The 25,646-nt window shown below is 60.7% G+C and carries 26 protein-coding genes and 2 pseudogenes; 19 read left to right on the top strand and 9 right to left on the bottom strand.

The annotated features are described in order from the left end of the window. Window positions 1-110 precede the first annotated feature (110 nt). From zwf to KVQ74_RS19970, 4 genes are all read left to right on the top strand, one after another. Window positions 111-1,577 (top strand): glucose-6-phosphate dehydrogenase, encoded by a 1,467-nt coding sequence (gene zwf, locus KVQ74_RS19955; protein ID WP_217832876.1) that lies wholly within the window; start codon window positions 111-113, stop codon window positions 1,575-1,577. Then, on the top strand, window positions 1,564-2,274 hold the full coding sequence (gene pgl / locus KVQ74_RS19960) for a 6-phosphogluconolactonase (RefSeq protein ID WP_217832877.1): 711 nt from the start codon (window positions 1,564-1,566) through the stop codon (window positions 2,272-2,274). The genes zwf and pgl overlap by 14 nt, the downstream gene beginning before the upstream one ends. Window positions 2,275-2,291: 17 nt before the next feature. Continuing rightward, entirely contained in the window at window positions 2,292-2,957 is a 666-nt protein-coding gene (locus tag KVQ74_RS19965; protein ID WP_217832878.1) for a bifunctional 4-hydroxy-2-oxoglutarate aldolase/2-dehydro-3-deoxy-phosphogluconate aldolase, read from the top strand. Between the two features lie 194 nt (window positions 2,958-3,151). Beyond that, a complete protein-coding gene (locus KVQ74_RS19970; RefSeq protein ID WP_217832879.1) occupies window positions 3,152-3,868 on the top strand; it encodes an intradiol ring-cleavage dioxygenase in 717 nt (238 codons plus the stop codon). Here the strand turns inward: KVQ74_RS19970 and KVQ74_RS19975 are convergent. Then, on the bottom strand, window positions 3,865-5,046 hold the full coding sequence (locus tag KVQ74_RS19975; protein ID WP_217832880.1) for an aminotransferase class V-fold PLP-dependent enzyme: 1,182 nt from the start codon (window positions 5,044-5,046) through the stop codon (window positions 3,865-3,867). The two genes, KVQ74_RS19970 and KVQ74_RS19975, sit on opposite strands and share 4 nt — an antisense overlap. Before the next feature lie 27 nt (window positions 5,047-5,073). Then, complete coding sequence (locus tag KVQ74_RS19980; protein ID WP_025112833.1) at window positions 5,074-5,310, bottom strand: DUF3820 family protein; 237 nt, start codon at window positions 5,308-5,310, stop codon at window positions 5,074-5,076. A 204-nt stretch (window positions 5,311-5,514) separates the two neighbouring features. Between KVQ74_RS19980 and KVQ74_RS19985 the strand changes: the two genes are divergently transcribed. Beyond that, on the top strand, window positions 5,515-5,982 hold the full coding sequence (locus tag KVQ74_RS19985; protein ID WP_217832881.1) for a ferritin-like domain-containing protein: 468 nt from the start codon (window positions 5,515-5,517) through the stop codon (window positions 5,980-5,982). A 109-nt stretch (window positions 5,983-6,091) separates the two neighbouring features. On the opposite strand, the gene KVQ74_RS19990 is transcribed toward KVQ74_RS19985, so the two are convergent. Then, window positions 6,092-6,562: a MaoC family dehydratase gene (locus tag KVQ74_RS19990; RefSeq protein ID WP_217832882.1), complete on the bottom strand. Its 471-nt coding sequence runs from the start codon at window positions 6,560-6,562 to the stop codon at window positions 6,092-6,094. Window positions 6,563-6,604: 42 nt separating this feature from the next. Beyond that, entirely contained in the window at window positions 6,605-7,549 is a 945-nt protein-coding gene (locus KVQ74_RS19995; protein ID WP_217832883.1) for an alpha/beta hydrolase, read from the bottom strand. Window positions 7,550-7,784: 235 nt separating this feature from the next. Here KVQ74_RS19995 and fadD2 point away from each other — a divergent pair, with 235 nt between their 5' ends. Together fadD2 and fadD1 are read left to right on the top strand one after the other, a co-directional pair. After that, window positions 7,785-9,473 carry a long-chain-fatty-acid--CoA ligase FadD2 gene (gene fadD2 / locus KVQ74_RS20000; RefSeq protein WP_217832884.1) on the top strand — a complete coding sequence of 563 codons (1,689 nt, stop codon included), beginning with the start codon at window positions 7,785-7,787 and terminating at the stop codon, window positions 9,471-9,473. Between the two features lie 357 nt (window positions 9,474-9,830). After that, the gene (gene fadD1 / locus KVQ74_RS20005) at window positions 9,831-11,531 is read left to right on the top strand and encodes a long-chain-fatty-acid--CoA ligase FadD1 (protein ID WP_217832885.1); all 1,701 of its coding nucleotides are present in this window, start codon (window positions 9,831-9,833) and stop codon (window positions 11,529-11,531) included. Between the two features lie 227 nt (window positions 11,532-11,758). On the opposite strand, the gene KVQ74_RS20010 is transcribed toward fadD1, so the two are convergent. Further along, window positions 11,759-12,136 carry a hypothetical protein gene (locus tag KVQ74_RS20010; RefSeq protein WP_217832886.1) on the bottom strand — a complete coding sequence of 126 codons (378 nt, stop codon included), beginning with the start codon at window positions 12,134-12,136 and terminating at the stop codon, window positions 11,759-11,761. Window positions 12,137-12,332: 196 nt separating this feature from the next. On the opposite strand from KVQ74_RS20010, the gene KVQ74_RS20015 reads away from it, so the two are divergent. The 3 genes from KVQ74_RS20015 (at window position 12,333) to def (ending at window position 14,195) form a co-directional block, all read left to right on the top strand. Further along, a complete protein-coding gene (locus KVQ74_RS20015; protein WP_217832887.1) occupies window positions 12,333-12,524 on the top strand; it encodes a CsbD family protein in 192 nt (63 codons plus the stop codon). Window positions 12,525-12,701: 177 nt separating this feature from the next. Beyond that, a complete protein-coding gene (locus tag KVQ74_RS20020) occupies window positions 12,702-13,652 on the top strand; it encodes a YihY/virulence factor BrkB family protein (protein ID WP_217832888.1) in 951 nt (316 codons plus the stop codon). Between the two features lie 3 nt (window positions 13,653-13,655). Next, on the top strand, window positions 13,656-14,195 hold the full coding sequence (def, locus tag KVQ74_RS20025) for a peptide deformylase (RefSeq protein WP_217832889.1): 540 nt from the start codon (window positions 13,656-13,658) through the stop codon (window positions 14,193-14,195). Between the two features lie 24 nt (window positions 14,196-14,219). On the opposite strand, the gene KVQ74_RS20030 is transcribed toward def, so the two are convergent. After that, complete coding sequence (locus KVQ74_RS20030) at window positions 14,220-14,639, bottom strand: GNAT family N-acetyltransferase (RefSeq protein WP_217832890.1); 420 nt, start codon at window positions 14,637-14,639, stop codon at window positions 14,220-14,222. Window positions 14,640-14,771: 132 nt separating this feature from the next. On the opposite strand from KVQ74_RS20030, the gene KVQ74_RS20035 reads away from it, so the two are divergent. From KVQ74_RS20035 to KVQ74_RS29640, 6 genes and pseudogenes are all read left to right on the top strand, one after another. Beyond that, on the top strand, window positions 14,772-15,713 hold the full coding sequence (locus KVQ74_RS20035; RefSeq protein WP_217832891.1) for a fatty acid desaturase: 942 nt from the start codon (window positions 14,772-14,774) through the stop codon (window positions 15,711-15,713). A 76-nt stretch (window positions 15,714-15,789) separates the two neighbouring features. Beyond that, window positions 15,790-16,581, top strand: coding sequence for a phosphate/phosphite/phosphonate ABC transporter substrate-binding protein (locus KVQ74_RS20040; protein WP_217832892.1), 792 nt, complete (start codon window positions 15,790-15,792; stop codon window positions 16,579-16,581). A 128-nt stretch (window positions 16,582-16,709) separates the two neighbouring features. Next, window positions 16,710-17,261 carry a sigma-70 family RNA polymerase sigma factor gene (locus tag KVQ74_RS20045; RefSeq protein WP_217832893.1) on the top strand — a complete coding sequence of 184 codons (552 nt, stop codon included), beginning with the start codon at window positions 16,710-16,712 and terminating at the stop codon, window positions 17,259-17,261. After that, window positions 17,258-18,286, top strand: a complete 1,029-nt coding sequence (locus tag KVQ74_RS20050; protein WP_217832894.1) for an ABC transporter substrate-binding protein — start codon at window positions 17,258-17,260, stop codon at window positions 18,284-18,286. Before KVQ74_RS20045 ends, KVQ74_RS20050 begins: the two co-directional genes overlap by 4 nt. Window positions 18,287-18,861: 575 nt before the next feature. Further along, window positions 18,862-19,632 (top strand): annotated as a pseudogene (locus tag KVQ74_RS29635) (PAS domain-containing protein); the annotation flags it as partial. Window positions 19,633-19,749: 117 nt separating this feature from the next. Beyond that, window positions 19,750-20,181 (top strand): annotated as a pseudogene (locus KVQ74_RS29640) (methyl-accepting chemotaxis protein); the annotation flags it as partial. Window positions 20,182-20,243: 62 nt separating this feature from the next. On the opposite strand, the gene KVQ74_RS20060 reads toward KVQ74_RS29640, so the two are convergent. Continuing rightward, window positions 20,244-20,807 (bottom strand): hypothetical protein, encoded by a 564-nt coding sequence (locus KVQ74_RS20060; RefSeq protein WP_217832896.1) that lies wholly within the window; start codon window positions 20,805-20,807, stop codon window positions 20,244-20,246. Between the two features lie 154 nt (window positions 20,808-20,961). Further along, a complete protein-coding gene (locus KVQ74_RS20065; RefSeq protein ID WP_217832897.1) occupies window positions 20,962-21,396 on the bottom strand; it encodes a PACE efflux transporter in 435 nt (144 codons plus the stop codon). A 109-nt stretch (window positions 21,397-21,505) separates the two neighbouring features. On the opposite strand from KVQ74_RS20065, the gene KVQ74_RS20070 reads away from it, so the two are divergent. Beyond that, window positions 21,506-22,378: a LysR family transcriptional regulator gene (locus KVQ74_RS20070; protein ID WP_217832898.1), complete on the top strand. Its 873-nt coding sequence runs from the start codon at window positions 21,506-21,508 to the stop codon at window positions 22,376-22,378. 43 nt (window positions 22,379-22,421) lie between these two features. Here KVQ74_RS20070 and KVQ74_RS20075 read toward each other — a convergent pair whose 3' ends face one another. After that, window positions 22,422-23,453 carry an HTH-type transcriptional regulator GntR gene (locus tag KVQ74_RS20075; RefSeq protein WP_217832899.1) on the bottom strand — a complete coding sequence of 344 codons (1,032 nt, stop codon included), beginning with the start codon at window positions 23,451-23,453 and terminating at the stop codon, window positions 22,422-22,424. 216 nt (window positions 23,454-23,669) lie between these two features. Here KVQ74_RS20075 and KVQ74_RS20080 point away from each other — a divergent pair, with 216 nt between their 5' ends. Together KVQ74_RS20080 and KVQ74_RS20085 are read left to right on the top strand one after the other, a co-directional pair. Then, the gene (locus KVQ74_RS20080; RefSeq protein ID WP_217832900.1) at window positions 23,670-24,203 is read left to right on the top strand and encodes a gluconokinase; all 534 of its coding nucleotides are present in this window, start codon (window positions 23,670-23,672) and stop codon (window positions 24,201-24,203) included. Window positions 24,204-24,285: 82 nt separating this feature from the next. Next, window positions 24,286-25,638, top strand: a complete 1,353-nt coding sequence (locus KVQ74_RS20085) for a GntP family permease (RefSeq protein WP_217832901.1) — start codon at window positions 24,286-24,288, stop codon at window positions 25,636-25,638. The last annotated feature ends 8 nt before the right edge of the window (window positions 25,639-25,646 follow it).

Here is a 25,646-nt window from a genome sequence, read left to right on the forward strand (position 1 = left end):
CACTCGGAATCTGTATTTTGCGAAAATGTTGTGGTTATTACTACATTTTCCCTTGAGTGATGCCTTGAAAAAAGGTATTTGTAGCTTAACTTGATAAAAGAACAAACATCATGCCTTCGATTACGGTAGATCCGTGCAACTTTGCCTTGTTCGGCGCTTTGGGCGATCTGGCCCTGCGCAAGCTGTTTCCTGCCCTTTATCACCTGGATGGCGCCGGTCTGCTGCACGAGGACACGCGTATTATCGCGCTGGCCCGTGAAGCCGGCACCGAGCAGCAGCATCTGGCGTTCATCGCCGCCGAACTGCGCCGTTACGTTGGCAAAGAGCTGGACGAGGCCGTGGCCGAGCGCTTCCTGGCGCGCCTGAGCTACCTGCACGTCGACTTCCTCAAGACTGAAGACTATGCGGCCCTGGCCGACATCGCCGGCAACAGCCAGCGGATGATTGCCTACTTCGCCACCCCGGCGGCGGTCTACGGCGCGATCTGCGAGAACCTGGCGAAAGTCGGCCTCGCGGAAAACACCCGTGTCGTGCTGGAAAAGCCAATCGGCTCCGACCTGGAATCCTCGCGCAAGGTCAACGACGCCGTGGCGCAGTTCTTCCCGGAGAACCGCACCTACCGCATCGACCACTACCTGGGCAAAGAGACCGTCCAGAACCTGATCGCCCTGCGTTTCGCCAACAGCCTGTTCGAAACCCAGTGGAACCAGAACTACATCTCCCACGTGGAAATCACCGTGGCCGAGAAGGTCGGCATCGAAGGCCGCTGGGGCTATTTCGACAAGGCCGGCCAGTTGCGCGACATGATCCAGAACCACTTGCTGCAACTGCTCTGCCTGATCGCCATGGACCCGCCGGCCGACCTGTCCGCCGACAGCATCCGTGACGAGAAAGTCAAAGTGCTCAAGGCCCTGGCGCCGATCAGCCCGGAAGGCCTGACCACGCAGGTGGTGCGCGGCCAGTACATCGCCGGTCACAGCGAAGGCAAATCCGTACCGGGTTACCTCGAAGAACCGAATTCCAACACCCAGAGCGACACCGAAACCTTCGTTGCCCTGCGTGCCGACATCCGCAACTGGCGCTGGGCCGGGGTGCCGTTTTACCTGCGTACCGGCAAGCGCATGCCGCAGAAGCTGTCGCAGATCGTCATTCATTTCAAGGAACCGTCGCACTACATCTTCGCCCCCGAGCAGCGCTTGCAGATCAGCAACAAACTGATCATCCGCCTGCAACCGGACGAAGGCATTTCCTTGCGGGTGATGACCAAGGAGCAGGGCCTGGACAAGGGCATGCAACTGCGCAGCGGGCCGCTGCAACTGAATTTCTCCGACACCTGGCGCAGCGCGCGGATTCCCGATGCCTACGAGCGGTTGTTGCTGGAAGTAATGAACGGCAATCAGAACCTGTTTGTCCGTAAAGATGAAATCGAAGCCGCGTGGAAATGGTGTGACCAGTTGATCGCCGGGTGGAAAAAATCCGGTGACGCGCCCAAGCCGTATGCGGCCGGGTCGTGGGGGCCGATGAGCTCCATCGCCTTGATCACGCGGGACGGGAGGTCGTGGTATGGCGATATCTGATGTGAAACTGCCGGCGGGCGTGAGCGCCCACCCCTTCAAGAGCCCGGTGCTGCTGGCTGAAGGCCTGGCGCTGAATGTCGCCAAGCAGCTGAGCGAGGCCATCGCGGCACGCGGCAACGCGGTGCTGGTGGTGTCCGGCGGGCGCAGCCCGGTGGCGTTCTTCCAGCACCTGGCCAAGCAGGAGCTGGACTGGTCGAAGGTCGTCGTGACCCTCGCCGACGAGCGTTGGGTGCCGGTGGAACATGCTGACAGCAACGCCGGGTTGCTCAAGCAGTATCTGCTCAAGGGGCCGGCAGCCAAGGCGCAATTCCTCAGTCTCTACAGCGCTGCGGCGAACGTCGAGCAGGCTGCTGAACAGGCTGATCGTTTGCTCGGCGAACTGCCGGCGATCGATGTGCTGGTGCTGGGCATGGGCGATGACGGTCACACCGCGTCGCTGTTCCCCGACAGCCCGAACCTCGCCGAAGCCCTGGCCGATGGCAGCCGTCGCTGCTGGCCGATGCTTGCGCCCAGCGTGCCGCGTCAGCGCCTGACCATGAGCCGCGCGCTGCTGGCCTCGGCCCGACACAAGATTCTGTCGATTTCCGGTCAGTCGAAACTGACCACCCTGAACGCCGCCGTGGCCGGTGACGATGTCGCCGCCATGCCGATTCGCGCGTTTCTGCAACCCACGTTAGAGATCTACTGGTGCCCATGAGCCAAGGAACAGCCGCTATGACAAATCCATCCCCGACCGTTTCCATGGCGGATAAAGTTGCCCTGATCGACAGTCTCTGTGCCAAGGCGCGGATCCTGCCGGTGATCACCATCGCCCGTGAACAGGACGTGCTGCCGCTGGCCGACGCCCTGGCCGCCGGTGGCCTGACCGCGCTGGAAGTGACCCTGCGCTCGCAGTTCGGCCTCAAGGCGATCCAGATCCTGCGCGAGCAGCGTCCGGAGCTGGTGACCGGTGCCGGCACCGTGCTCGACCGCAATATGCTGGCCGCCGCCGAAGCGGCCGGTTCGCAATTCATCGTCACCCCGGGTATTACCCGTGACCTGCTGGAAGCCAGCGTCGACAGCCCGATTCCGCTGTTGCCGGGCATCAGCAACGCCTCCGGGATCATGGAAGGCTATGGTCTGGGCTATCGCCGCTTCAAGCTGTTCCCGGCTGAAGTCAGCGGCGGCGTGGCAGCGATCAAGGCCCTCGGCGGCCCGTTCGGCGAAGTGAAATTCTGCCCGACCGGCGGCGTCGGTCCGGCCAACATCAAGAGCTACATGGCGCTGAAAAACGTCATGTGCGTGGGCGGTAGCTGGATGCTTGATCCTGAGTGGATCAAGAACGGCGACTGGGCGCGCATTCAGGAATGCACGGCTGAAGCCCTGGCCCTGCTGGACTGATCTTTCCGGCTTAACCCTACACCTCGTTGTGTGTTCTACGGCTTTACGGTGCGCTTGGTCGGTGCACCGTTTTTTTTTGCCCGGAAAAAAGCGTCGGGCAACAGCCGCGTCGTCAATTCGAGATACATAGTTACCGCACGGAGGGTTTCTTACGGCGCTAACCTGCGTTCATCTTATGGAAGAGAGAACGCGTCATGGGTAACCAGTCTTCAACCTCAGCTGTCTATCAACTGGCCCCCGAGCAGATCGCCGGGCCGTACTTTCGCAACCCGAAACTGCTGCGTCGCAACATCAGCGAAGGCGCCGAAGGCCTGCCGTTGCTGCTGCGCCTGACCATCGTCGACGCCATGACCGGAGAGCCGGTCAGCGGGGCGCTGGTGGATATCTGGCATTGCAACGCGCGGGGCGCCTATTCCGGCTGGAGCCGGATCAATCCAGATCTGGAAGTCGACGACGGCGATATCGGCTCGATTCCGCGAACCGACGATCACACCTACCTGCGCGGCGGGCAGTTCAGCGATCACAAGGGCAGGGTGCGTTTCACCACGATTTATCCAGGGTTCTATGCCGGACGTGCCTTGCACATCCATGTGGCGGTGCGGATTGTCGCCGGCAACGAGTATCTGGAGGAGCGCAACGTGGCCTGGGTCGGCCAGCTGTATTTCCCCGAAGTCATTTCGCGCTCGGTGCTCAACGCCAAGGCCTATCGCGGTCGCGCCTCGACACCGCTGAACAATGCCGAGGACAGCTTTTACACCGAGATGGGCGGTGAGGACTCGACCCTGACGGTCTGGCCGATCGGTCGCGACTCCCACGAGGACGGCTACTTCGGTCACCTCACGATCGGCATCGACACCTTTGCCGTATCGTCGCAGATCAAGCCCGAGGATTTCGACAAGTACACCGTTTAACGCAGCTCGTTCAGCGCGCGCACCAGGCACTGCATGTCGTCCGCCATGGTGGTCAGCCCCGGCGTGATGCGGATGCACGGCCCGCACGCCGCGCCGGTGCGCACCACGGTGAACAGGTTGTAGTCGCTGAGCAGACGCTCGACCATCAGTTGTTGATCGTCGTGCCGGGTAAAGCGCATCGAGGTGATGCCGCAATACAGGCGTGGATCGTCCGGCGTCATCACTTCGATGCCCGGCAGGTTGCGCACCGCCTTGACCCACAGGTTGCGCAGGTAATTGAGCCGTGCGCCCTTGGCCGCCGCACCACCAAGCGCGCGGTGCTCCTCGAACACCAGCGGCAGGGTCATCAGCGCCGGGATGTTGGGTGTGCTGTAGGGCGTGCGTGAGCGGATGTCGTTGACCGGGTAATGCATCTCGCCCATGTCCGGGTCGATATCGGCCAGGCGTTGCGGGGCGATGTACAGGAAACCGAGGGTCAGCGGCGAGCCGATCCACTTGTGCAGGTTATAGCCGGCGAAGGCGATGCCCAGCGCTTCCAGATCGAATTCGATCTGCCCCAGCGCATGGGCGCCGTCGAGGATGACATCGATCCCGTGGGCCTTGGCCTGCGTGGCGATGGCTTGCACCGGCATCACCAGACCGGTGCGGTGGGTGACGTGGGTCAGGGCCATCAGCTTGAGCTTTGGATGGCGGATGAACGCTTCGCGATAGGTTGCCACCAGGCTGTCGAAGGTGGCCGGGTGCGCGTGGTCGATCTCGATCACTTCCACGCCGCGATGCCGCGCCAGCCAGCGCATGGCACTCTTGACCGTGTCGTACTCCAGGTCACTGATGAGGACCTGATCGCCGGGCTGCAAGCGGTTGTAGTTGCGGATCAGCGATTGCAGGCCGGCGCTGGCGTTGGCAGTGAAGGCGACACTTTGTGCGCGTACGCCGATCAACTCGGCCAGTTGTGCGCGGATGTCGAGATTGTCGCTCTGCTCGAAGCGCTGGCGCACGTACACCGAGTTGCTGTTGTTGATCAGCTCGATGTTGCGCTGGTACTCGTCGACCACGGTGCGCGACATGCGCCCGAAGTAGCCGTTCTCCAGGTTCACGGGGCCGGGGTGTGAATCGTAGCGGTCGGCGAATGTCCGCCAGAAGACTTCATCATGGGCGCGCAAGGTGTTGTCGGGCATGGTCGACTCGGATCAGAAAGGGCGCCGTCAGTGGCGGGGGGCAGGTTTGCCGTGTTTGGCGCGCAGCGGTTCGAGCAGATCCGACAGGCCGTTGTGATCGATTTCGTGCATCAGTGCCAGTAACCCGCCCAGTTCGCCGTGGGGAAAACCTTCGCGGGCGAACCAGTTCAGGTAAGGGCCGGGCAGGTCGGCAATGATCCGCCCCTTGTATTTGCCGAAGGGCATTTCGCGGGTGATCAGCAGTTCGAGCTTTTCAGGATTCATCGCAGGGATCGTCAGGATTCAAACACTGCGAAAAATACAGGCATTCTGCATGCAGGCCAAATGACAGATCATGCAAATAACCGGGATACAGTTTTTGCGTATAAATATAACTTGTTGAAAATTAACGATTATTTATCGAATCTGAAGCTGGCACGTCTGCTGCAATATCCCTTGCATCTTCCACCGATCGCAAGGAATTGAAAAATGACCGACATGAATAAAGAAGCCATTTCTGTACTCAATGACCTGATTGAAACCAGCAAGGACGGTCAGGAAGGGTTCAAGACTTGCGCTGAAGACATCAAGCACCCTGAACTCAAGGCGTTGTTCACCAAACGCTCCGCCGATTGCGCGACCGCCGCTGCCGAACTGCAAGCGACCGTGCGTTCGATGGGTGGCGATCCGGAAACCTCCACCAGCGTCAGCGGTGACCTTCACCGTCGCTGGGTCGACGTCAAAGCCATGTTCACCGGCAAGGACGAAGAGGCGGTGCTGAACGAAGCCGAGCGCGGCGAAGACCATGCGCTGAAGGCTTATCGGGAAGCCATCGAGAAGATCAACAAGCACAACCTCGTCGGAATTCGTGATCTGGTCGAGCGCCAGTATCACGGCGTGCAACGCAATCACGACCAGGTGAAGGCCCTGCGTAACCAGGCTCGCGCACGTTCGTAAGCGTTCACCGAGCATAAAAAAACGCCAGAGATGTCTGGCGTTTTTTTATGTCTCCAATCCAACCCTTTCCCCTCGCCTCCTTGGGGCAGAGGGTTGGGGTGAGGAGGCATCAGCCAATCTTGATCGCCGGCAGCGTCGGCAGCGTCACGGTCTGCTGCTTGCGTGGTGCGAGGATTTCCGCTTCGCCATCCACCACCAGCTCATCACGCTGGTTGAACACGCGAGTCGCAATGCGCACGCGGAATTTCGGCAGTTTCTCGAGGATTTCCAGACGCACCGTCAGGGTGTCGCCGATCTTCACCGGCTTCTGGAAACTCATCTGCTGGCCGAGGTAGATGGTGCCCGGGCCAGGCAACTCGCAGGCGACCGCCGCGCTGATCAGCGCACCGCTGAACATGCCGTGGGCGATGCGTTCCTTGAACATGCTGGCGGCGGCGAACTCGGCATCCAGGTGTACCGGGTTGTGGTCGCCGGACATCGCTGCGAACAGCTGAATGTCACGCTCTTCGACGGTCTTGCTGTAGCTGGCGGTCTGGCCGACTTCGAGGGCTTCGTAAGGGATGTTGGTAACCTGGGTCATCGGTTTCGATTCCTGTGACGGATTAAATGAATCCATAAAAAATTATTCGCTGCGATGCGGACGACGATGGCTCAGGGCCTGGTCGATCCAGGCGAGCACATCGGCGATCACTTCGTCGCGATTGGTCTCGTTGAACAATTCGTGCCGCGCCTGCGGGTAGATCTTCAATTGCAGGTTCTGGCTGCCGGCCGCGCGCAATGCATCGGCCAGATCAGTCAGACGCTTGCCTTCGCTCACCGGATCACATTCGCCGCCGATCACCAGCAGCGGCAGGCCCGGGTCGATCTGGGCGAGATTGGACGCTTTGCTGATTTGCTGCAAGCCGCCCAGCAGGTCGATCCACAGCTGGTTGGTGCAGCGAAAGCCACACAGCGGATCGGCGGCGTACTTGTCGACTTCGGCCGGGTCGCGGCTGAGCCAGTCGAACGGCGTGCGCGTCGGTTTGAACGCCTTGTTGAACGAGCCGAACGACAGCCACTCGATCAGCGCGCTGCGACCCTTGCCGCCCTGGCGCAGTTTTTCCACGCGGGCGATCTGTCGCGCTGCGCGGTACAGGGCAATCGGCTGGAAATTCGAACCGCTGAGAATCGCCCCGTGCAGGCTGGCGCTGTGGTGCAGCAGATAACCCTGGGCCAGATAGCTGCCCATGCTGTGGCCGAGCAACAGGATCGGCACGTCGCGATGGCGCTGGCCGATGAACTGGTTGAGGCTCGCCAGATCGCCGACCACCTTGCACCAGCCGTCGTCATCGGCGAAGTGCCCGAGCGTGCCGTGGCCGGCCGTCTTGCCATGTCCGCGCAGGTCCGGGGCGTACACACCGTAGCCGGCATCACAGAAGGCCTGCGCCAGTCGCGCATAACGGGCGCTGTGTTCAGCCATGCCGTGGGCCAGCAGGATCACCGCTTTCAACGGCGTGCCCGGCAGCCACTGGTTGACGAACAGGCGGCTGCGGTCACTTGCGTCCAGCCAGAAGGTGTCGTGGATCATGGCGCTTCCTTTTGCTGCATGGGCTCTGAGACGTTGCATTGTATAGCGCGTCCGATCAGCCCACGCCACGGCAGGAAGATTCACACGATCAATGAGGACGCTGGCCATATTTGCCTGTTTGACCATAGCTGCTAGTGTCCGTGAAGCTCCGCTTTTCGCATGCCGTTTCTGACGGATCAGGGATAAATGACAGAAAAGCGGCCCCGGATCGGCTCAGGTAAAGAGGACAAGAACAATGCAACCTGATTTCTGGAATGACAAACGCCCGGCGGGCGTACCCCTGGACATCGATGCGGGTGAATTCAAATCGGTGATCGAGGTGTTCGAGCGTTCCTGCAAGAAATTCGCCGATCGTCCGGCGTTCAGCAACATGGGCGTGACCCTGACCTACGCCGAACTGGAGCGTTACAGCGCCGCCTTCGCCGGTTACCTGCAAGCGCACACCGATCTGGTGCCGGGGGATCGCATCGCGGTGCAGATGCCCAACGTCCTGCATTATCCGATTGCCGTGTTCGGCGCCTTGCGCGCCGGGCTGATCGTGGTCAACACCAACCCGTTGTACACCGCGCGGGAAATGCGCCACCAGTTCAAGGATTCCGGTGCCCGGGCGCTGGTGTATCTGAACCTGTTCGGGCAGAAGGTCCAGGAAGTGCTGGCGGACACCGACCTGCAATACCTGATCGAAGCGAAGATGGGCGACCTGATGCCCACCGCCAAGGGCTGGCTGGTCAATACCATGGTCAGCAAAGTGAAGAAGATGGTGCCGGACTATTCGCTGCCCCAGGCGATCTCTTTCAAGAGCGCGCTGCGTCTTGGCCGAGGGCTGGGCATCAAGCCGTTGAACGCCGGTCTGAACGACATCGCCGTGCTGCAATACACCGGCGGCACCACGGGCCTGGCCAAGGGCGCGATGCTGACCCACGGCAACCTGGTGGCGAACATGCAACAGGTGCGCGCCTGTCTGGCGCAGTTGGGCGCTGACGGCCAGCCATTGTTGCGCGAAGGGCAGGAGGTGATGATCGCGCCGCTGCCGCTGTATCACATCTATGCCTTCACCGCGAATTGCATGTGCATGATGGTGTCTGGCAACCACAACGTACTGATCACCAATCCACGGGACATCGGCGGCTTCATCAAGGAGCTGAAAAACTGGCGCTTCTCGGCGTTGCTGGGGCTCAACACCCTGTTTGTCGCGCTGATGGATCACCCGGATTTCAAGACCCTGGATTTCTCCAGCCTCAAACTCACCAACTCCGGCGGCACCGCTTTGGTCAAGGCCACGGCTGAGCGCTGGGAGCAGCTCACCGGTTGCCGCATCACCGAAGGCTATGGCCTGACCGAAACGTCGCCGGTCGCCTGCACCAACCCGTATGGCGACAAGTCGCGCCTGGGCACGGTCGGTTTGCCGGTGCCGGGCACCACGCTGAAAATCATCAGCGACGATGGCGTCGAGCAACCTCTTGGGGAGCGCGGCGAACTGTGCATCAAAGGGCCGCAGATCATGAAGGGCTACTGGCAGAAGCCGGAAGCCACTGCCGAGGTGCTGGATGCCGAGGGCTGGTTCAAGTCCGGTGATATTGCGGTGATCGATCCCGACGGCTTCGTGCGCATCGTCGATCGCAAGAAGGACATGATCATCGTCTCCGGTTTCAACGTGTACCCGAACGAGATCGAAGACGTGGTGATGGCTCACCCGAAAGTCGCCAACTGTGCAGTGATCGGCGTGCCGGACGAACGTTCGGGAGAGGCGGTGAAACTGTTTGTGGTGGCGCGGGAGACCGGGGTCAGCCTGGAAGAGCTGAAGGCCTACTGCAAAGAGAACTTCACGGCGTACAAAGTGCCGAAGCACATCGTCTTGCGTGAGTCATTGCCGATGACACCTGTCGGGAAAATCCTGCGGCGGGAATTGCGCGATATCGCTTGATCGATGGATGGCCGCGTGCAGCGCGGATCGCGGGCAAGCCATGTTGCCACAGGGTGATCGATGATCCTGTGGCAGCGGGCTTGCCCGCGATGCTTTTGGGCGCAAATGTCCCTGAATTCCGGGGCTTTTCAGAGGGTATAGGTTTTTTGCTCTAAAATGACTTTTAGTAAGTCTTGAGTCATTTAAATGACTGGGCGGGCCATTTTTGGCTCTAGTCGACCCTTGGCAAAGCTGCTACTCTCGGCGCGCTTTGTGACTTCTCGGCCTTGTAGAAAGCCAGATTCACCAATGACCAAACACCAATAATAATCGCATCAAATGCGGTGCTGAATTCGCGTTGCTGAGGAGTGGGCTTCCATGATCGAAGACTTTTGGAAGGATAAGTACCCCGCTGGAATTGCTGCCGACATCAATCCAGACGAGTACCCGAATATTCAGGCAGTGTTGAAGCAATCCTGCCAACGCTTCGCCGACAAACCGGCGTTCAGCAACCTGGGCAAGACGATCACCTACGGTGAACTGTACGAATTGTCCGGTGCCTTTGCCGCTTATCTGCAACAGCATACCGATTTGCAGCCCGGTGATCGAATCGCCGTGCAACTGCCCAACGTGTTGCAGTACCCGGTCGCCGTGTTCGGTGCCATCCGCGCCGGGCTGATCGTGGTCAACACCAACCCGCTGTACACCGCGCGGGAAATGGAACACCAATTCAACGACTCCGGCGCCAAGGCCCTGGTATGCCTGGCGAACATGGCGCACCTGGCCGAGGCTGTGGTGCCCAAGACCGGCGTCAAGCACGTCATCGTCACCGAAGTCGCCGACCTGTTGCCGCCGCTCAAGCGCCTGCTGATCAACAGCGTCATCAAGTACGTGAAGAAGATGGTGCCGGCCTATCACCTGCCCAAGGCCGTCAAGTTCAACGACGTGCTGAGCAAGGGCCAGGGCCAGCCCGTGACCGAAGCCAACCCGAACAGCGGCGACGTCGCGGTGCTGCAATACACCGGCGGCACCACCGGCGTGGCCAAGGGCGCGATGCTGACCCACCGCAACCTGGTGGCGAACATGCTGCAGTGCAAGGCGCTGATGGGTTCCAACCTCAATGAAGGTTGCGAGATCCTGATCACGCCGCTGCCGCTGTACCACATCTATGCGTTCACCTTTCATTGCATGGCGATGATGCTGATCGGCAACCACAACATCCTGATCAGCAACCCGCGCGACCTGCCGGCGATGGTCAAGGAACTGTCGAAGTGGAAGTTCAGCGGCTTCGTCGGCCTCAACACCCTGTTCGTGGCCCTGTGCAACAACGAAGGTTTCCGCAAGCTGGATTTCTCGGCGCTGAAAGTCACCCTCTCCGGCGGCATGGCCCTGCAACTGGCGGCGGCTGAACGCTGGAAAGCGGTCACCGGTTGCGCCATCTGCGAAGGCTACGGCATGACCGAGACCAGTCCGGTCGCCACGGTCAACCCGATCCAGAACATCCAGATCGGCACCATCGGCATTCCGGTGCCCTCGACCCTGTGCAAAGTCGTCGACGATGCCGGTGTCGAGCAGCCGCTGGGCGAAATCGGCGAGCTGTGCGTCAAGGGTCCGCAGGTGATGAAGGGCTACTGGCAGCGTCAGGAAGCCACCGATGAAATGCTCGACAGCGAAGGCTGGCTGAAGACCGGTGACATCGCGCTGATCCAGCCGGACGGCTACATGCGCATCGTCGATCGCAAGAAAGACATGATCCTGGTCTCCGGTTTCAACGTGTACCCGAACGAACTGGAAGACGTGCTGGCGACCCTTCCGGGCGTGTTGCAGTGCGCCGCCATCGGTGTACCGGACGAGAAGTCGGGCGAGGCGATCAAGATTTTCATCGTCGCCAAACCGGGCGTCACGTTGACCAAGGAACAGGTGATGGAGCACATGCGCGCCAACGTCACCGGCTACAAGGTGCCGCGTTCGGTGGAGTTCCGCGATGCGCTGCCGACCACCAACGTCGGCAAGATCCTGCGTCGCGAATTGCGCGACGAAGAGCTGAAGAAGATCAAAGCGAAGGCCAGCGCCGCGTAAACCACGGCCCGGTAAAACAACAAGCCCCGCAGATGCGGGGCTTGTTGTTACTGAGCGGTGCGGCGTGGGTTCGGGGTGTGAGAGCAAACTTGCCCCTCACCCCAGCCCTCTCCCGAGGGAGAGGGAGCCGATCGCATGTATTTCAGCTTCAACGTTCGACTCGATCTATCAGATCTCCCCGGTCAGTCCTCTCTCCCTCCGGGTGAGGGGGGTGGTCAACCCGGTGCTTACTGACGGAACTGCGCGAAGTTCACCTGGGTGCCCGCCGGACGCATGTCCTGCAGGAACGAGTCCTTGTCGGCGCTCAGTTCCAGGCTCAGAGCCGCCTTGCGCTTGCCTTCGTTGCGGATCACCAGACCTTCAAGCTTCTCGCGCAGGAACGCGGTCGGCACTTTGACGTGCAGCAGTTGGTCGGTGGCCGGGGTGTGCATCAGCAGGTGAATCCACTCGTACTGACCAATCGCCAGACGCGTGACCGGCAGGTCGAACCACCAGATATTGCGGTTGCGGTTCAGTTCGGCGAAGTGGCAGTTGTTGACGCCGAGCACGGCACCACCCAGTTCCTGGTTGCGACGGGCAATGGCCTGCTTTTTATCGAGTTTCATAACATTCCTGCGGGATCGGTTCTCTGGCGCGTTGCGCCCATAGGTGCGCATTCTCGTGGGAAAGCCTGCAAACATAAAGCGCAACCTGTTGCCGGCGACGAAATGAACCCGTGAAAATAAATGAAACTTGGCGTAAACCGGGCCAGTCAATCCTTGTGTACTGACTTTCCCCGTCAATGTTCCAAGGAGAAACACCATGGGTAGCACGAGCGATAAAGTGAAAGGCATGGCCAACGAAGCAGTCGGCAACATCAAGCAAGGCGTCGGCAAGGCCACCGACAACAGCAAACTGCAGGCCGAAGGCAAGATCCAGGAAAAGAAAGGCGAAGCCCAGCAAGCGGTCGGCAAAGCCAAGGACGCGGTTAAAAAGGGTGTCGACAAGGCTTGATCCAGCCGTGAACGAAACCCCCGGGCGGCCATCCAAGGATGGCCGTTTTTGTATCTCGCTCACATGCCGTCACGGATCACGGTGTTTCAAAGTCGCCAAGTAAGCTACTTTGATCAGAGACAAACGGCCCCTGAGTCGCCACGACTTCAACCTGCTTTGCGGCGAAAGGAGACGCGAATGATTTTCCCGGACATGAAAGGTCTGCCCCTGCATCGGGTGATGATGCGCACGGTCACTGAATTCATGGACGACGAGATGTCGACCTATGCCTCGGCACTGGCCTACCAGATGCTGTTCTCGCTGTTCCCGTTCATTCTGTTCCTGATTGCCCTGATCGGTTTCCTGCACCTGCCGGACTTCTTCTCCTGGCTGCGCCTGCAATCGGAGCTGGTGTTGCCGCCCCAGGCGCTGGAGCAGGTCAACCCGGTGATCGATCAGTTGCAGCAGTCCAAGGGGGGCCTGCTGTCGGTGGGTATCGTCATCGCCCTGTACACCGCGTCCGCCGGCGTGCGCCTGATGATGAGCGCGATGAACGCCGCCTACGACGTGGTCGAGGGCCGGCCGATCTGGAAGCGTTTCCCGCTGTCGATCATCTACACCGTCGGTATCGCCGGCATGTTGCTGGTGGCTGCCGCGCTGATGGTGCTCGGGCCGCAGGTGATGGGCTGGATCGCTGCGCAGGTCGGTCTGGAAGATTTCATCGTGACGGTATGGACCATCGCCCGCTGGCCGGTGATCGTGATTCTGATGATGGTCGCCGTGGCGTTGATCTACTACGTGATGCCGGACGTCAAACAGGAGTTCCGTTTCATCACGCCGGGGTCGGTGCTGGCGGTGGTGGTGTGGATCGTCGCGTCCCTGGGGTTTGCGTTCTACGTCAAAACGTTCGCCAACTACAACGCCATGTATGGCAGCATCGGTGCGATCATCGTGCTGTTGCTGTATTTCTATATTTCCGCCGCCGTGCTGTTGCTCGGTGCGGAGATGAATGCGGTGATCGAACACATGTCCAGCGAGGGCAAGGACCCGGGCGAGAAAGTCCCTGGCGAACTCGATGAGCATCCCAAACAACATGTTTCCGGCCTTGGGCGCGATCACTCGCTCAATCCGAACACTGACGAAGCCTGACCAATGATCCGTGAAATCCTGAAAATGGGTGACGAGCGCCTGTTGCGCATCGCGCCACCGGTGCCGGCCGGGATGTTCGACAGCCCTGAACTGTGGCAACTGATCGACGACATGTTCCAGACCATGGAAAGCGTCGGCGGCGTTGGCCTGGCTGCGCCGCAGATCGGCGTCGACCTGCAACTGGTGATCTTCGGCTTCGAACACAGCGAGCGTTACCCGGACGCCGAAGCGGTGCCGCAGACGATCCTGATCAACCCGTTGATTACCCCGCTCAGCCCGTTGATGGACGAGGGCTTCGAAGGCTGTCTGTCAGTGCCCGGCCTGCGCGGCGCAGTGGATCGCTATCAGCAGATTCGCTACGAAGGTTTCGACCCCAAGGGCGAGCCGGTCGTGCGCGTGGCGTCAGGGTTCCATGCGCGGGTGGTGCAGCATGAGTGCGATCACCTGATCGGCCGTCTCTACCCGTCGCGCATCACCGATTTCAGCAAGTTCGGCTTTACCGAAGTGATGTTCCCGGATCTGGACCCGAACGCGGACGACTGATATTCCCGACATCGCCGCTCCCACTCAGATCGGGCGCGGCTCCAGTCCCATCGCAATCATCGGCTTGCTCCGCGCGTAACGGCTCAATCGCTCGGCCATGGCGTAGGGCAGGGTGGTGTCGAAGCTGAACCCGCGCCGCTCGTAAAACCCCCGCAGATCCGGGTGGCAGAACAGCCACACCGGTGCTTCCACTCCCTTTACCGCTTCGGCGATCAACTGCGCAGCAATGCCCTGCTCGCGACAGGCCGGGTCGACGAACAGCCCGGTCAGCCAGAACCCGCCCGCCACCGGCCGCAGACACAGCGCGGCAACGATCTCCTCACGGCGCGCCACCCACAATTGCGCATCGCGCACCGCTTTCATCGACGATTGATGGGCGCGGTAGAACTTGTTCATCAAGGGCCAGGACAGCTCGTCGAGCTGGCTGTAGCGAAGGTTGGTCATGGCGTCGGACTGTCGTTGCAAAAGGCGCTGATTATAAGAGAACCCAAGGGTTTGCTTCCTGCGTAAAAATAATCTGCAAGATTGCCCGAGGGTGTTGCACAGAACGGATAGGTCCCCGTTCCGAGCCGCGCCATGTCCCATTACTTCGATGACCGTCATCGTCAACAGATCGAAACCCTGCGCCAACGCTTCACCGCCCGCACCGAATGGCCCACCTGGCTGTTGCTGATCGGCGTCTACGCTGGTTGGTTCGCGGTGGTGCTGGGCAGCGAGTGGCTCGGTCGCGGCTGGAGCACGCTGCTGATGATTCCGTTGCTGGTGCTGTGGCTGTCGGTGCAGCACGAATTGCTTCACGGGCACCCGACGCGCTGGACGACCTTCAACAAGATCCTCGGCTACGCGCCGTTGGCGGTGTGGTATCCCTACACCCTCTATCGCGACAGCCATTTGCAGCACCATCGCGACGAGCACCTGACCATCCCCGGCGTCGATCCTGAAAGCCGTTACCTCAGCGCTTCACGCTGGCAGGGCAGTTCGCTGTTCGAGCGCAGCCTGCACTGGCTGAACAAAACCGTATTCGGCCGCTTCCTGCTCGGTGCGCCGCTGGCGTTGTTGGCGCTGGCTGCTGAAGAGTTGCAACGCCTGAAAAACGGCGAGCGCCAAGCCTGGCTGATGTGGTTGAGCCACGGCGCGCTGACCCTGCTGATGCTGGGGTTCATCGCACGCTACAGCGTATTGCCGGTGTGGCATTACCTGCTGCTGATCAGCGTGCCGGCGCTGTCGATCGCGATGATCCGCTCCTACTATGAACACCGGCCCCACGCGCAACCGGAGCAGCGCACCGTACTTAACGAGGCTGGCTGGCCGTGGCGCTGGTTGTTCCTCAACCTGAATTTTCATCTGGTGCATCACGACTTGCCCGCCCTGGCGTGGTACGACTTGCCCCAGGCCTACTTCGCCCGACGCGAGCAATGGCAGGCACGCAGCGGGGGATTTGTGGTGCAGGGCTACGGGCAATTGTGGCGGCGCAATGGATTCAGGCCGATCGACAGCCCACGGCATCCGTTCCACTGAATGTTTGAGAATCACCGAGTTTCCGGGGGAGTGGGCCAGTCCCTCCCACAAGTGGAGCTGTGTAAGGAATTAGTGCATGACCCGACACCACGCCGAACTCCTGATGTACGTCGCCCCCGAGCCGATCCGCGCCGCCAACGAGCGCTGGCTGGCACGGATCCTCGAGTTGCTGGGCCACACTCGCCTGAGCGCCGAGGGCCTGTCGCTGCCTGAACTCTGGCGTTCGCCTGACCTGCTGCTGACCCAGACCTGCGGCTACCCGCTGATGACGGCGTTGCGCGAGCAGGTACGGATCGTCGGGCGTCCGCGCTACGAGTTGCCCGACGCCAGCGCCGGCAATCATTGCAGCCTGATCCTTGCACGCGCCGATGATCCGCGCTCAACCCTGGCGGACTTTCGCGGCAGTCGCGGGGTGATCAACAGCGAAGATTCGAACAGCGGCATGAACCTGTTGCGTCAACGCCTGGCGCCGCTGCATCAGGATGGGCAGTTCTTCGCTTCGGTCGCGCTCAGTGGCGGTCACCGCGAGAGCCTGCGCTGGCTGCGGGAGGACCGCGCCGATCTGGCCGCCATCGACAGCGTGACCTACGCCTATCTGGCGCAGCATGCGGCGGCGGAAGTCGGCGGACTGCGGGTCATCACGCGCAGTGCGTTCAGCCCGACGCTGCCGTTCATTACGGTTGCCCGTGCAACGGATGCACAGGTCGAGCAACTGCGCGGAGCAATGAACCAAGCGCTGCGGGAACTGCCGGACGTGGGGCAAACCCTCGGACTTGTCGAAGTGCTTGCGGCCAGTGAAAACGATTACCGGATCGTTCTGGATTATGAGCGTGAGGCCGCAGGCCTGGGGTTTGGTCGCTTACGTTGACCGTTGTTTTTTATATTTCAATGTGGAATATAAAAATAAGATTTAAATATTATTAATGCATAAGGCTCCTTGCTAGGATCGCGCCACCGGACTACCGGACATTCAGCGACCCTCACCCAGGAGCCCTTATGTCCGGCGCCCACTCATCCCATTGCAAGTCTGTGGACGCGCTGTTCCGCGCCCACTACCGCTGGTTGTGCGAACGCCTGCGCCGGCACACCGGTGACGCGGCCAGCGCCGAAGACATCGCCGCCGAAACCTTCGCCCAACTGCTTCAGGCCCCGGGCCTGACCGCCATTCGTGAACCCCGCGCGTTGCTCACCACTATCGCTCAACGCCTGCTGTACCAAGCCTGGCGGCGCGGCGATCTGGAGCGGCGGCACCTGCAACAACTGCAACTCGACGGTCCCGATCACGCCACTTCACCGGAAGAACTGGCGCACTTGGCCCAGACCCTGAACCGTCTGGATCACAGCCTGCAACGCCTGCCGGGCAAGGTGCGTTCGACCTTTCTGCTGGCGCGGATCGATGGCCTGACCTACCCGCAAATCGCCGCCGAGCTGGGCATCTCCCAGCGCTCGGTCAGCGTGTACATGACTCGTTCCCAGGCCTTGTGCGACCGCCACAGCGCCAACCAATCCGTGACTCGTCCCCAACTCCAAAACAAGAGGTCTGCATGAGATCGATCAAAAAACTGCTCGGCGGCTCGCTGCTGGCCCTGACGCTGACGCTGACGCTGACGGCCGGCCATGCCATGGCGGCGGCGGAAAAAACCGCGCCGATCCACTTCGGTGACATCACCTGGGAAAGCGGCAGCTTCATCACCGAAGTGCTGCGCCTGATCGTCGAAAAAGGCTACGGCTACCCGACCGACACCTTGCCGGGCAGCACCGTCAGCCTGGAAGCGGCGCTGGCGAAGAACGACATTCAAGTGATCGGCGAAGAGTGGGCGGGGCGCAGTCCGGCGTGGGTCAAGGCCTCCGCCGAGGGCAAGGTGTTCGGCCTCGGCGACACTGTGAAGGGCGCCACTGAGGGCTGGTGGGTGCCGGAGTATGTGATCAAGGGCGACCCGGAACGTGGCATCAAACCGCTGGCGCCGGAACTGAAATCCGTCGCTGATCTGCCGCGCTACAAGGACGTGTTCCGCGATCCTGAAGACCCGAATCGCGGACGCTTCCTCAACAGCCCGACCGGCTGGACGTCGGAGATCGTCAACAGCCAGAAGCTCAAGGCGTATGCCCTGACCGACAGCTTCGTCAACTTCCGCACCGGCTCCGGCGCGGCGCTGGATGCCGAGGTGGCGTCGTCGATCAAACGCGGCAAACCGGTGCTGTTCTACTACTGGTCGCCGACGCCGCTGCTCGGCCGTTTCAAACTGGTGAAGCTGGATGAGCCGCCGTTCGACGCCGAAGCCTGGAAGACCCTGGCCGATGCCAACAACCCCAACCCGAAGGGTACTCGCTCGATGCCGGCGAGCCTGGCGATTGGCGTGTCGGCACCGTTCAAGGCGCAATATCCGGAACTGGTGACGTTCTTTGAAAAGGTCGACCTGCCGATCGATCTGCTGAACCAGACCCTGGCCGGGATGAGCGAAAAGCGCCAGCAACCGCGCCAGGTCGCCGAGGCGTTCCTGCGCGATCAGCCTCAGGTGTGGAAAGCCTGGGTGCCGGGGGAAGTGGCGAGCAAGGTGTCCGGGAGTCTGTAGTTCTTTTCTGAAATTTTCGTAGTGCTGTTCTGATGCCTTCGCGGGCAAGCCGCTTCCACATGGGTTTTGTATGTACACAAACATCCAGTGTGGCAGTGGGCTTACCCACGAAAGCGTCCGCCGTCTCGACACGCATTCGCTGAACCGTTTCTTGTCCGAAAACCCCGCCGTACTGGCCGACTAGTGGCCTTGCGCAAGGCTTTGCGCTGTCTATGCTCACTCATAACTAACCATGTCGACCGCCATATCACGGCGTCTTGCTTCAACTTGGTCAGTTGCCAATCAAAGCTGCCAGAGTGCGCAATCCAAGGCACCGACACTTAACCGGCAAGGAGCATGTTTTTTTAAATGGAAGTTCTTCTGCATGTTAGGGCTGGCCCGCCACCGGGCTATCAAGAGACGGATGTCTTGATTAGAGCGTCGTTACATGGACTCTCCGATTAACCATCGTTTATCACCTGACAACTTCCTCCTGTGGAGGAATGCGTGTGCCTGTTCTGTGGACCGTCGTTTTCGATCTTTGAAAGACCTGAACTTTCATCCAATCAAAAGACCGCACGAAAGGTGATAGAGACATGTTCAACCTACATCACAAGGCTGACTTGCAGGAAATCGAGCGTTTCAGCTGTGCCTTGACCGAAACCAACGCCAAGCTGGCGGCGATCAGCCGTTCGATGGCGATGATCGAATTCACCCCGGACGGCATTGTTCTGGATGCCAATGACAACTTCTGCAAGACCATGGGGTACACCGCCGAAGATGTGCGTGGCAAACATCACCGGATCTTTTGTGAAGAGGTGTTTTACCGCAGCGAGGAGTACGCAAAACTGTGGCGCGACCTGGCCCGTGGCGATCCCATCAGCGGCACTTTTCTGCGCCTGGACAAGAGTGGTCGGGAAATCTGGCTGGAAGCCAGTTATATGCCGGTGTATGACCAGGACAGGCAAGTTCGCAGCGTGATCAAAGTGGCCTCGGACATCACTGCACGGGTCAACAAGGAACACGAAGAGGAAAGTATGCTGGCGGCGATCGGTCGTTCGATGGCGGTGATCGAGTTCACCCCGGAAGGCAATGTGATTACCGCCAACGAAAACTTCCTCAAGACCATGCAATATTCGCTCGGCGAAATCGTCGGGCATCATCACAGCTTGTTCTGCCATCGTGTCGAAGCCGAGTCGGCGCAATACAAGGCGTTCTGGGCCTCGCTCAATCGCGGCGAATATCACTCCCACCGTTTCGAGCGCAAGAACAAGTCCGGGCAGACGGTTTACCTCGAGGCCTCCTACAACCCGCTGTTCGACGCCAAGGGTCGCTTGTACAAGGTGGTGAAGTTCGCCAGCGACATCACCCATCAGATGACCACGTTGCAGACCGCTGCCGAATCGGCCCACAGCACTTCGGTACAAAACGACGCCTGCGCGCAAAAAGGCTCACAGGTCGTGCAGCAAACGGTGCAGATCATTCAGGACATTTCCCGCGATCTGAACGAAGCGGCGCTGAGTATCGATGCGGTGAGCAAGCAGTCGGACATCATCGGCACCATCGTCCAGACCATTCGCGGAATCGCCGACCAGACCAACCTGCTGGCGCTAAACGCAGCCATCGAAGCGGCGCGGGCCGGCGAGCATGGGCGTGGGTTTGCGGTGGTGGCGGACGAAGTGCGCAGCCTGGCGGCACGTACCAGTCAGGCGACCGTGGAAATCGTCGAGGTGGTGCGCAAGAACCACGATCTGTCGTTGAGCGCGGTGTCGAGCATGCAATCGAGTCTGAGCCGCACCGGGCTGGGCGTGGAACTGGCGAACGAGGCGGGGGATGCGATCCGCGAAATCCAGCAGGGCTCGCGGCATGTGGTGGATGCGATCAGTCAGTTCAACGAAACCCTGCAACTGAACTGAATACGCCTGGACACCGAAGCGAATGAGGGAGCAGATCGGCTCCCTCATTCGCAAGGGCGAGCTCAGAGAGACGCGAGAAACTTCTGCGCGACCTTGTCGCTGTCCTTGGCGTCGTTGGCGTTCGGGTTCTGCTTTTGCGCCTCCGCCAGTTTCATCTTGTCCTGCAAGCGCTCGGCGATCTCTTTGCCGATGGCCAGTTGTTTCTCCGGCGGCATGGCTTTGATGTCGTCCTCGGTCAGGCCCATTTCCTTCAGGATACTGTCGCGCAAACGCTGTTCCGGCGTTTTGCTCATGTAGTCCTTGAATTCTTCGGTGGCCGTGGTGCCGGTGGTTTTGCTTTGAGAGGCATCGGCGGTTTGCAGACCGACGCGGGTCTTGGCGAACGCTTCGTCGACGTTGTCGCTGATGCGCGTGGCTTCGCTGACTTGCTGGGTCGCCAGTTGCGTCGCCGATTCCTGCACTTTGGAGGTGGCTTCGGCGGTTTGCGCCTGGGCCTGGTTTTGCAGGGTTTGCAACATCGCGCCATGCAGGCCGCTTTGCAGACCGGCAGCGGCGGTGGTCGTCGCGTCGTCATTCAGATGCTTGGGCAGGTGAATGATGGGCTGTTGTTTTGCACTGACCAACATGATGAGTAGACCTTGTGGTAATGACTGTCAGGGCAACCGCAGCAATTACCGTGCCTTTTTAATAATTGCTTTTATTTCAATGAGTTAAATTTCGGTAGGCGAGGGCGGAGCGGTCATCTCTTGCCGATGGGCGGCAGGCGATGACCGTCGCCCGTCACACCACCGGGTCCGGCAGCGCCGACGCCGGCAGACCGAACACCCGGTCGAACAGCCAGTTGAAGGCGAAGGTGTAGCAGGGGATGAACACGATCAGCGCCAGATCCAGCAGGAACGCCTGCACCAGGCTGATGTTCATCCACCAGGCGATCAGCGGGATCAGGAACACGATCAGCGTCAGTTGGAAACCGACGGCGTGGGCGATGCGTCGTTTGACCGTGCGGGTGCGCGATGTCTGGCGAATTTCCCAGCGTTCGAACAGCGAGGTGTAAATGAAATTCCAGGTCACGGCGATGGTGGTGATGATTACCGCCAAGGGGCCGGTGCTACCGGGCGAAGTGCCGGACAACAGCGCCAGGCCGAGGGCGGAGAAGGTCATGCCGATCACTTCATAGAGCGACACGTAGACCAGTTTGCGTTTGACGCCTTGCATGGGGTTTGCCTCTTTCGTATGACGGGGGTGGCGAAGGCGGCGAAAGATAGCTTCAATAGTGATGACAGAAAAAGTCAGAAGCTTTCAGATTTATTGACAGGTTGATGAAGTGAATTTCAACAGCGACAGCATCGAATTGTTCCTCGCGGTCATCGAACGTGGATCGTTCTCCGCCGCTGCCCGAGCCTTGGGCAAAGTCCCTTCGGCGGTGAGCATGGGCATTGGCAACCTGGAGGCCGAACTCGGCTATCCGTTGTTCGACCGAAGTCATCGCGAACCGCAACCCACGGCGATGGCCCTGTCATTGCTGCCTCACGCGCGGCTGATTGCCGGGCAGCTCAAGCAATTGCAGGTGCATGCGGTGGAGCTGTCGTCGGGGCTCGAGAGCAAGCTGTCGATCGGGGTGGTTGCGGACATCGACCGGCGGCGTTTGATGGCGGCGATCAAGGTGATTGCCGAGCGTCACCCCTTGCTCGATATCGAGGTACTGACCGCGCCCCAGGATGATGTGCTGGGGCTGTTGCACAGCGGTCGGGTCAGCCTCTGTCTGGCGTTCGCCGGTTTGAGCATGAACGCGCTGGAGCGGTTTCAGTTCGTCGGCAGCGAACGGATGATTGCCACGCTGGCGGCGGACAGTCCGCTGTTGCAGGGGCAGAATCTGTTTCTTGAGGATCTGGTGCATGTGCGGCAGATCATTGTCGCCAGTCGGGACTTGCCGATCAGCGAAACCCGGCCGCTGGTGGCCGAATCCCATTGGCGTACCGATAATCTGGAGACGGCGCTGGAGATGGTCGAGGCGGGGTTGGGCTGGGGCAATTTTCCGCTGTCGGTGGTGCAGTCGCGGCTGGATTCGGGGCGGCTGAAACGACTGAATTTTCGCAACATCGAGAACGGCCTGATCCTGCCGGTGCATGCGGTGTGGCTCAAGCGCCAGCCGTTGCAGAAAGGCGCGTTGGCGCTGGTCGAGTGCCTCGGTCGCTGAGATTCGATTGAGCGGGGAGCGGACAAGCCCGCTCCCGTCAGGGTCAGCTGCTTTCGCGTACCTTCAATTCGAAACCCATGTCCTCCACCGGCCGCGCCACGCTGTTGCCGGCCATCAGCGTCAGCATCTGCTCCGCCGCGCGCCGGCCAATCGCCTCGCGCGGGGTGTTGATGCTGCTCAGGCGGGGGACCATGTGCTCCGACATCGGCAGGTCGTTGAAACCGAGGATCGCCACCTGCTCGGGAATCCGGATGCCGTGGCGCAAGGCTTCGAGCAGCGCGCCCTGGGCCAGGTCGTCGTTGCCGAAGAAGATCGCGTCGACATCCGGATGCGCCGCCAGCAGTTGCAGGAACAACTCGCCACCCAGGCCCACCGACGAAGCGCGCGGCGTCAGCACTTCGAGATCCGGGTCATAGCGACCGGCCTTCTGCAAGGCTTTGCGGAAACCTTCGCCCCGCAGCAGGGTGCGCTGATCGAGTTGCGCGCCGATGTAGGCCAGGCGCTGGCGGCCACGGGACAGCAAATGCTCGGCTGCCGTTTCACCGGCGCTGAGTTGGGAGAAGCCGACGCAGTTCACACCGGCGGCGCTGTCCAGCTCCATCATGTAGACGCAGGGAATATTGCTGGCCTCGATCATCCGCCGCGAACTTTCGGTGCGGTCGAAGCCGGTCAGCAGCAGGCCGCGCGGCTGGTAGGCCATGTAGTTGCGCAGGAGTTTTTCTTCTTCATCGCGCGAGTAGTGGAAGTTGCCGATCAGCACCTCGAAGCCCTTGGGCGTCAGGACTCGATGGATGGCTTCCAGGGTGTCGATGAACAACAGGTTGGACAACGAAGGCACCAGCACCACCACCGAATGGCTCTGGGCCGAGGCCAGGGCGCGGGCGGCGGGGTTGACCACGTAGTTGAGTTCAAGGGCGGCTTTCTGGACTTTTTCCACCAGTTCGGTGGCGACCGTACTCACCCCACGCAACGCGCGCGAGGCGGTAATCGGGCTGACTCCGGCCAGTCGGGCGACTTCGTTGAGAGTGGGACGGCCGGTGGTGCGGGTATTTTTATCGTTTTTAGGGGTGGTCATCGGGCGGCTTGCCAAACAAAAATCAAGGCACTAAGGTAGCGCTGTCCAGATGCAGCTGCAAATGCGTGAGCGGGGTCCTGCCTGATCCTCGCTTTTTGGCGTCCGGAGCGAACCTGCTGCAACCCAAAAAAACGACAAGAAGGCGTCGGCAACTTCTGCCTGTGCACTAGAGTCATAGCTAGCAAAGGTAGCGCTGTCTGCGCGCTGAGGTGTTACATGAATCATCCCATCACCGCCCTGGTCATCATGGGCGTTGCCGGTTGCGGCAAGACGTGCGTCAGCGAGGCCCTGTGCCAATTGAGCGGCGCCACTGCCATTGAAGGCGATACTTTTCATCCGGCCGCCAACATCGAAAAGATGAGCGCGGGGATCCCCCTGAACGACGAAGACCGTGCCGGCTGGCTCGACAGCCTGTGCGACGAACTGCGCCGCGTCGACGCCCGTGGCGAACGCCCGGTGCTGACCTGCTCGGCCCTCAAGCACATTTACCGCGAACGCCTGCGCAGTGCCTTGCCGGGCCTGGGTTTCGTATTCCTTGAGCTGACGCCCGAAGTGGCCGCCGAGCGTGTGTCCCACCGCCCCGGCCATTTCATGCCGGCCACGCTGATCGAAAGCCAGTTCGCCACCCTCGAGTCGCCCAAGGGCGAGCCGCTGACCCTGGCATTGAACGCTTCGGTCCACAGCGTCGAGGAACTCGCGGCCCAGGCTCACCAATGGTGGCAGGCCAACGGCCTGAAACAGGCGGTATGAGTGTGCTTGTGAAGATAGCGCTGTCCTTTCGGCTTCTGTTCAACCCGCTTTAATAACAACAACAAACCAGGAGACACCCCCAATGTTTGGCATGTCCCATGACGCCTACCTGCTGCTTGACGCAGTGGTCACGGTGATCGGACTCATCGTCCTGATTACCAAGTTCAAGCTCCATCCCTTCATTGCCCTGACCATTGCCGCCGCGTTTCTCGGCCTGACGTCCGGCATGCCGATCGGCACCATCATCAAGGCGTTCCAGGACGGCTTCGGTGGCGTGCTCGGTTTCGTCGGCATCATCCTCGCGCTGGGCACCATGCTCGGCAAAATGATGGCTGAGTCCGGCGGGGCGGATCAGATCGCCCAGACCCTGATTCGCGCGTTCGGCAAGGACAAGGTCCAGTGGGCCATGATGTTCGCTGCGTTCCTGGTGGGCATTCCGTTGTTCTTCGAAATCGGCTTCGTGCTGCTGATTCCGCTGGTGTTCATCGTCGCCCGGCGTACCGGCGTGTCGATCATCAAGATCGGTATCCCGCTGCTGGCCGGTCTGTCCGCCGTACACGGCCTGGTGCCGCCGCACCCGGGTCCGCTGCTGGCGATCGGCGTGTTCGGCGCGGACATCGGCAAAACCATTCTCTACGGCCTGATCGTCGCCCTGCCGACCGCCATCATTGCCGGTCCGATCTTCGGTACGTTCATCGCCAAGCACATTCCGGGTCACCCGAACCAGGAGCTGGTGGATCAACTGGCCCGTGAATCGGACTCCAGCGATCTGCCAAGTTTCGGCATCACTCTGGTCACCGTGCTGCTGCCGGTGTTCCTGATGCTGCTGAAAACCTTCGCTGACGTGGCGCTGCCGGACGGCCATTTCTTCCGCACCTGGATGGACATGATCGGTCACCCGATCTCGGCGCTGCTGCTGGCGTTGCTGCTGTCGCTGTACACCTTCGGCTACAAGCAGGGCATCGGTTCGAACCAGATGCTCAAATGGCTCGACGCGAGTCTGGCGCCGACCGCTGCGATCATTCTGATCATTGGCGCCGGCGGCGGCTTCAAGCAGATGCTGGTAACCAGCGGCGTGGGCGACGTGATCGGCCACATGGCGGTCAGCGCGCAGATCTCGCCGATCCTGCTGGCGTGGCTGGTGGCAGCGGTGATCCGCATCGCGACCGGTTCGGCCACCGTGGCGACCATCACTGGCGCAGGCATCGTGGTGCCGGTGGTCGGGATGATTCCGGGCGTCAACCGTGAACTGCTGGTACTGGCCACCGGTGCCGGCTCGCTGATCCTGTCCCACGTCAACGACGCCGGTTTCTGGCTGGTGAAGCAGTACTTCAACATGACCGTGGCGGAAACCTTCAAGACCTGGACCGCAATGGAAACCATCCTGTCGGTGGTCGGCCTGGGCTTTATCCTGTTGCTGTCGCTGTTCGTTTAAGCGATTGC

This window comes from Pseudomonas botevensis, from assembly GCF_019145475.1.
GTDB classification, from domain to species: domain Bacteria; phylum Pseudomonadota; class Gammaproteobacteria; order Pseudomonadales; family Pseudomonadaceae; genus Aquipseudomonas; species Aquipseudomonas botevensis.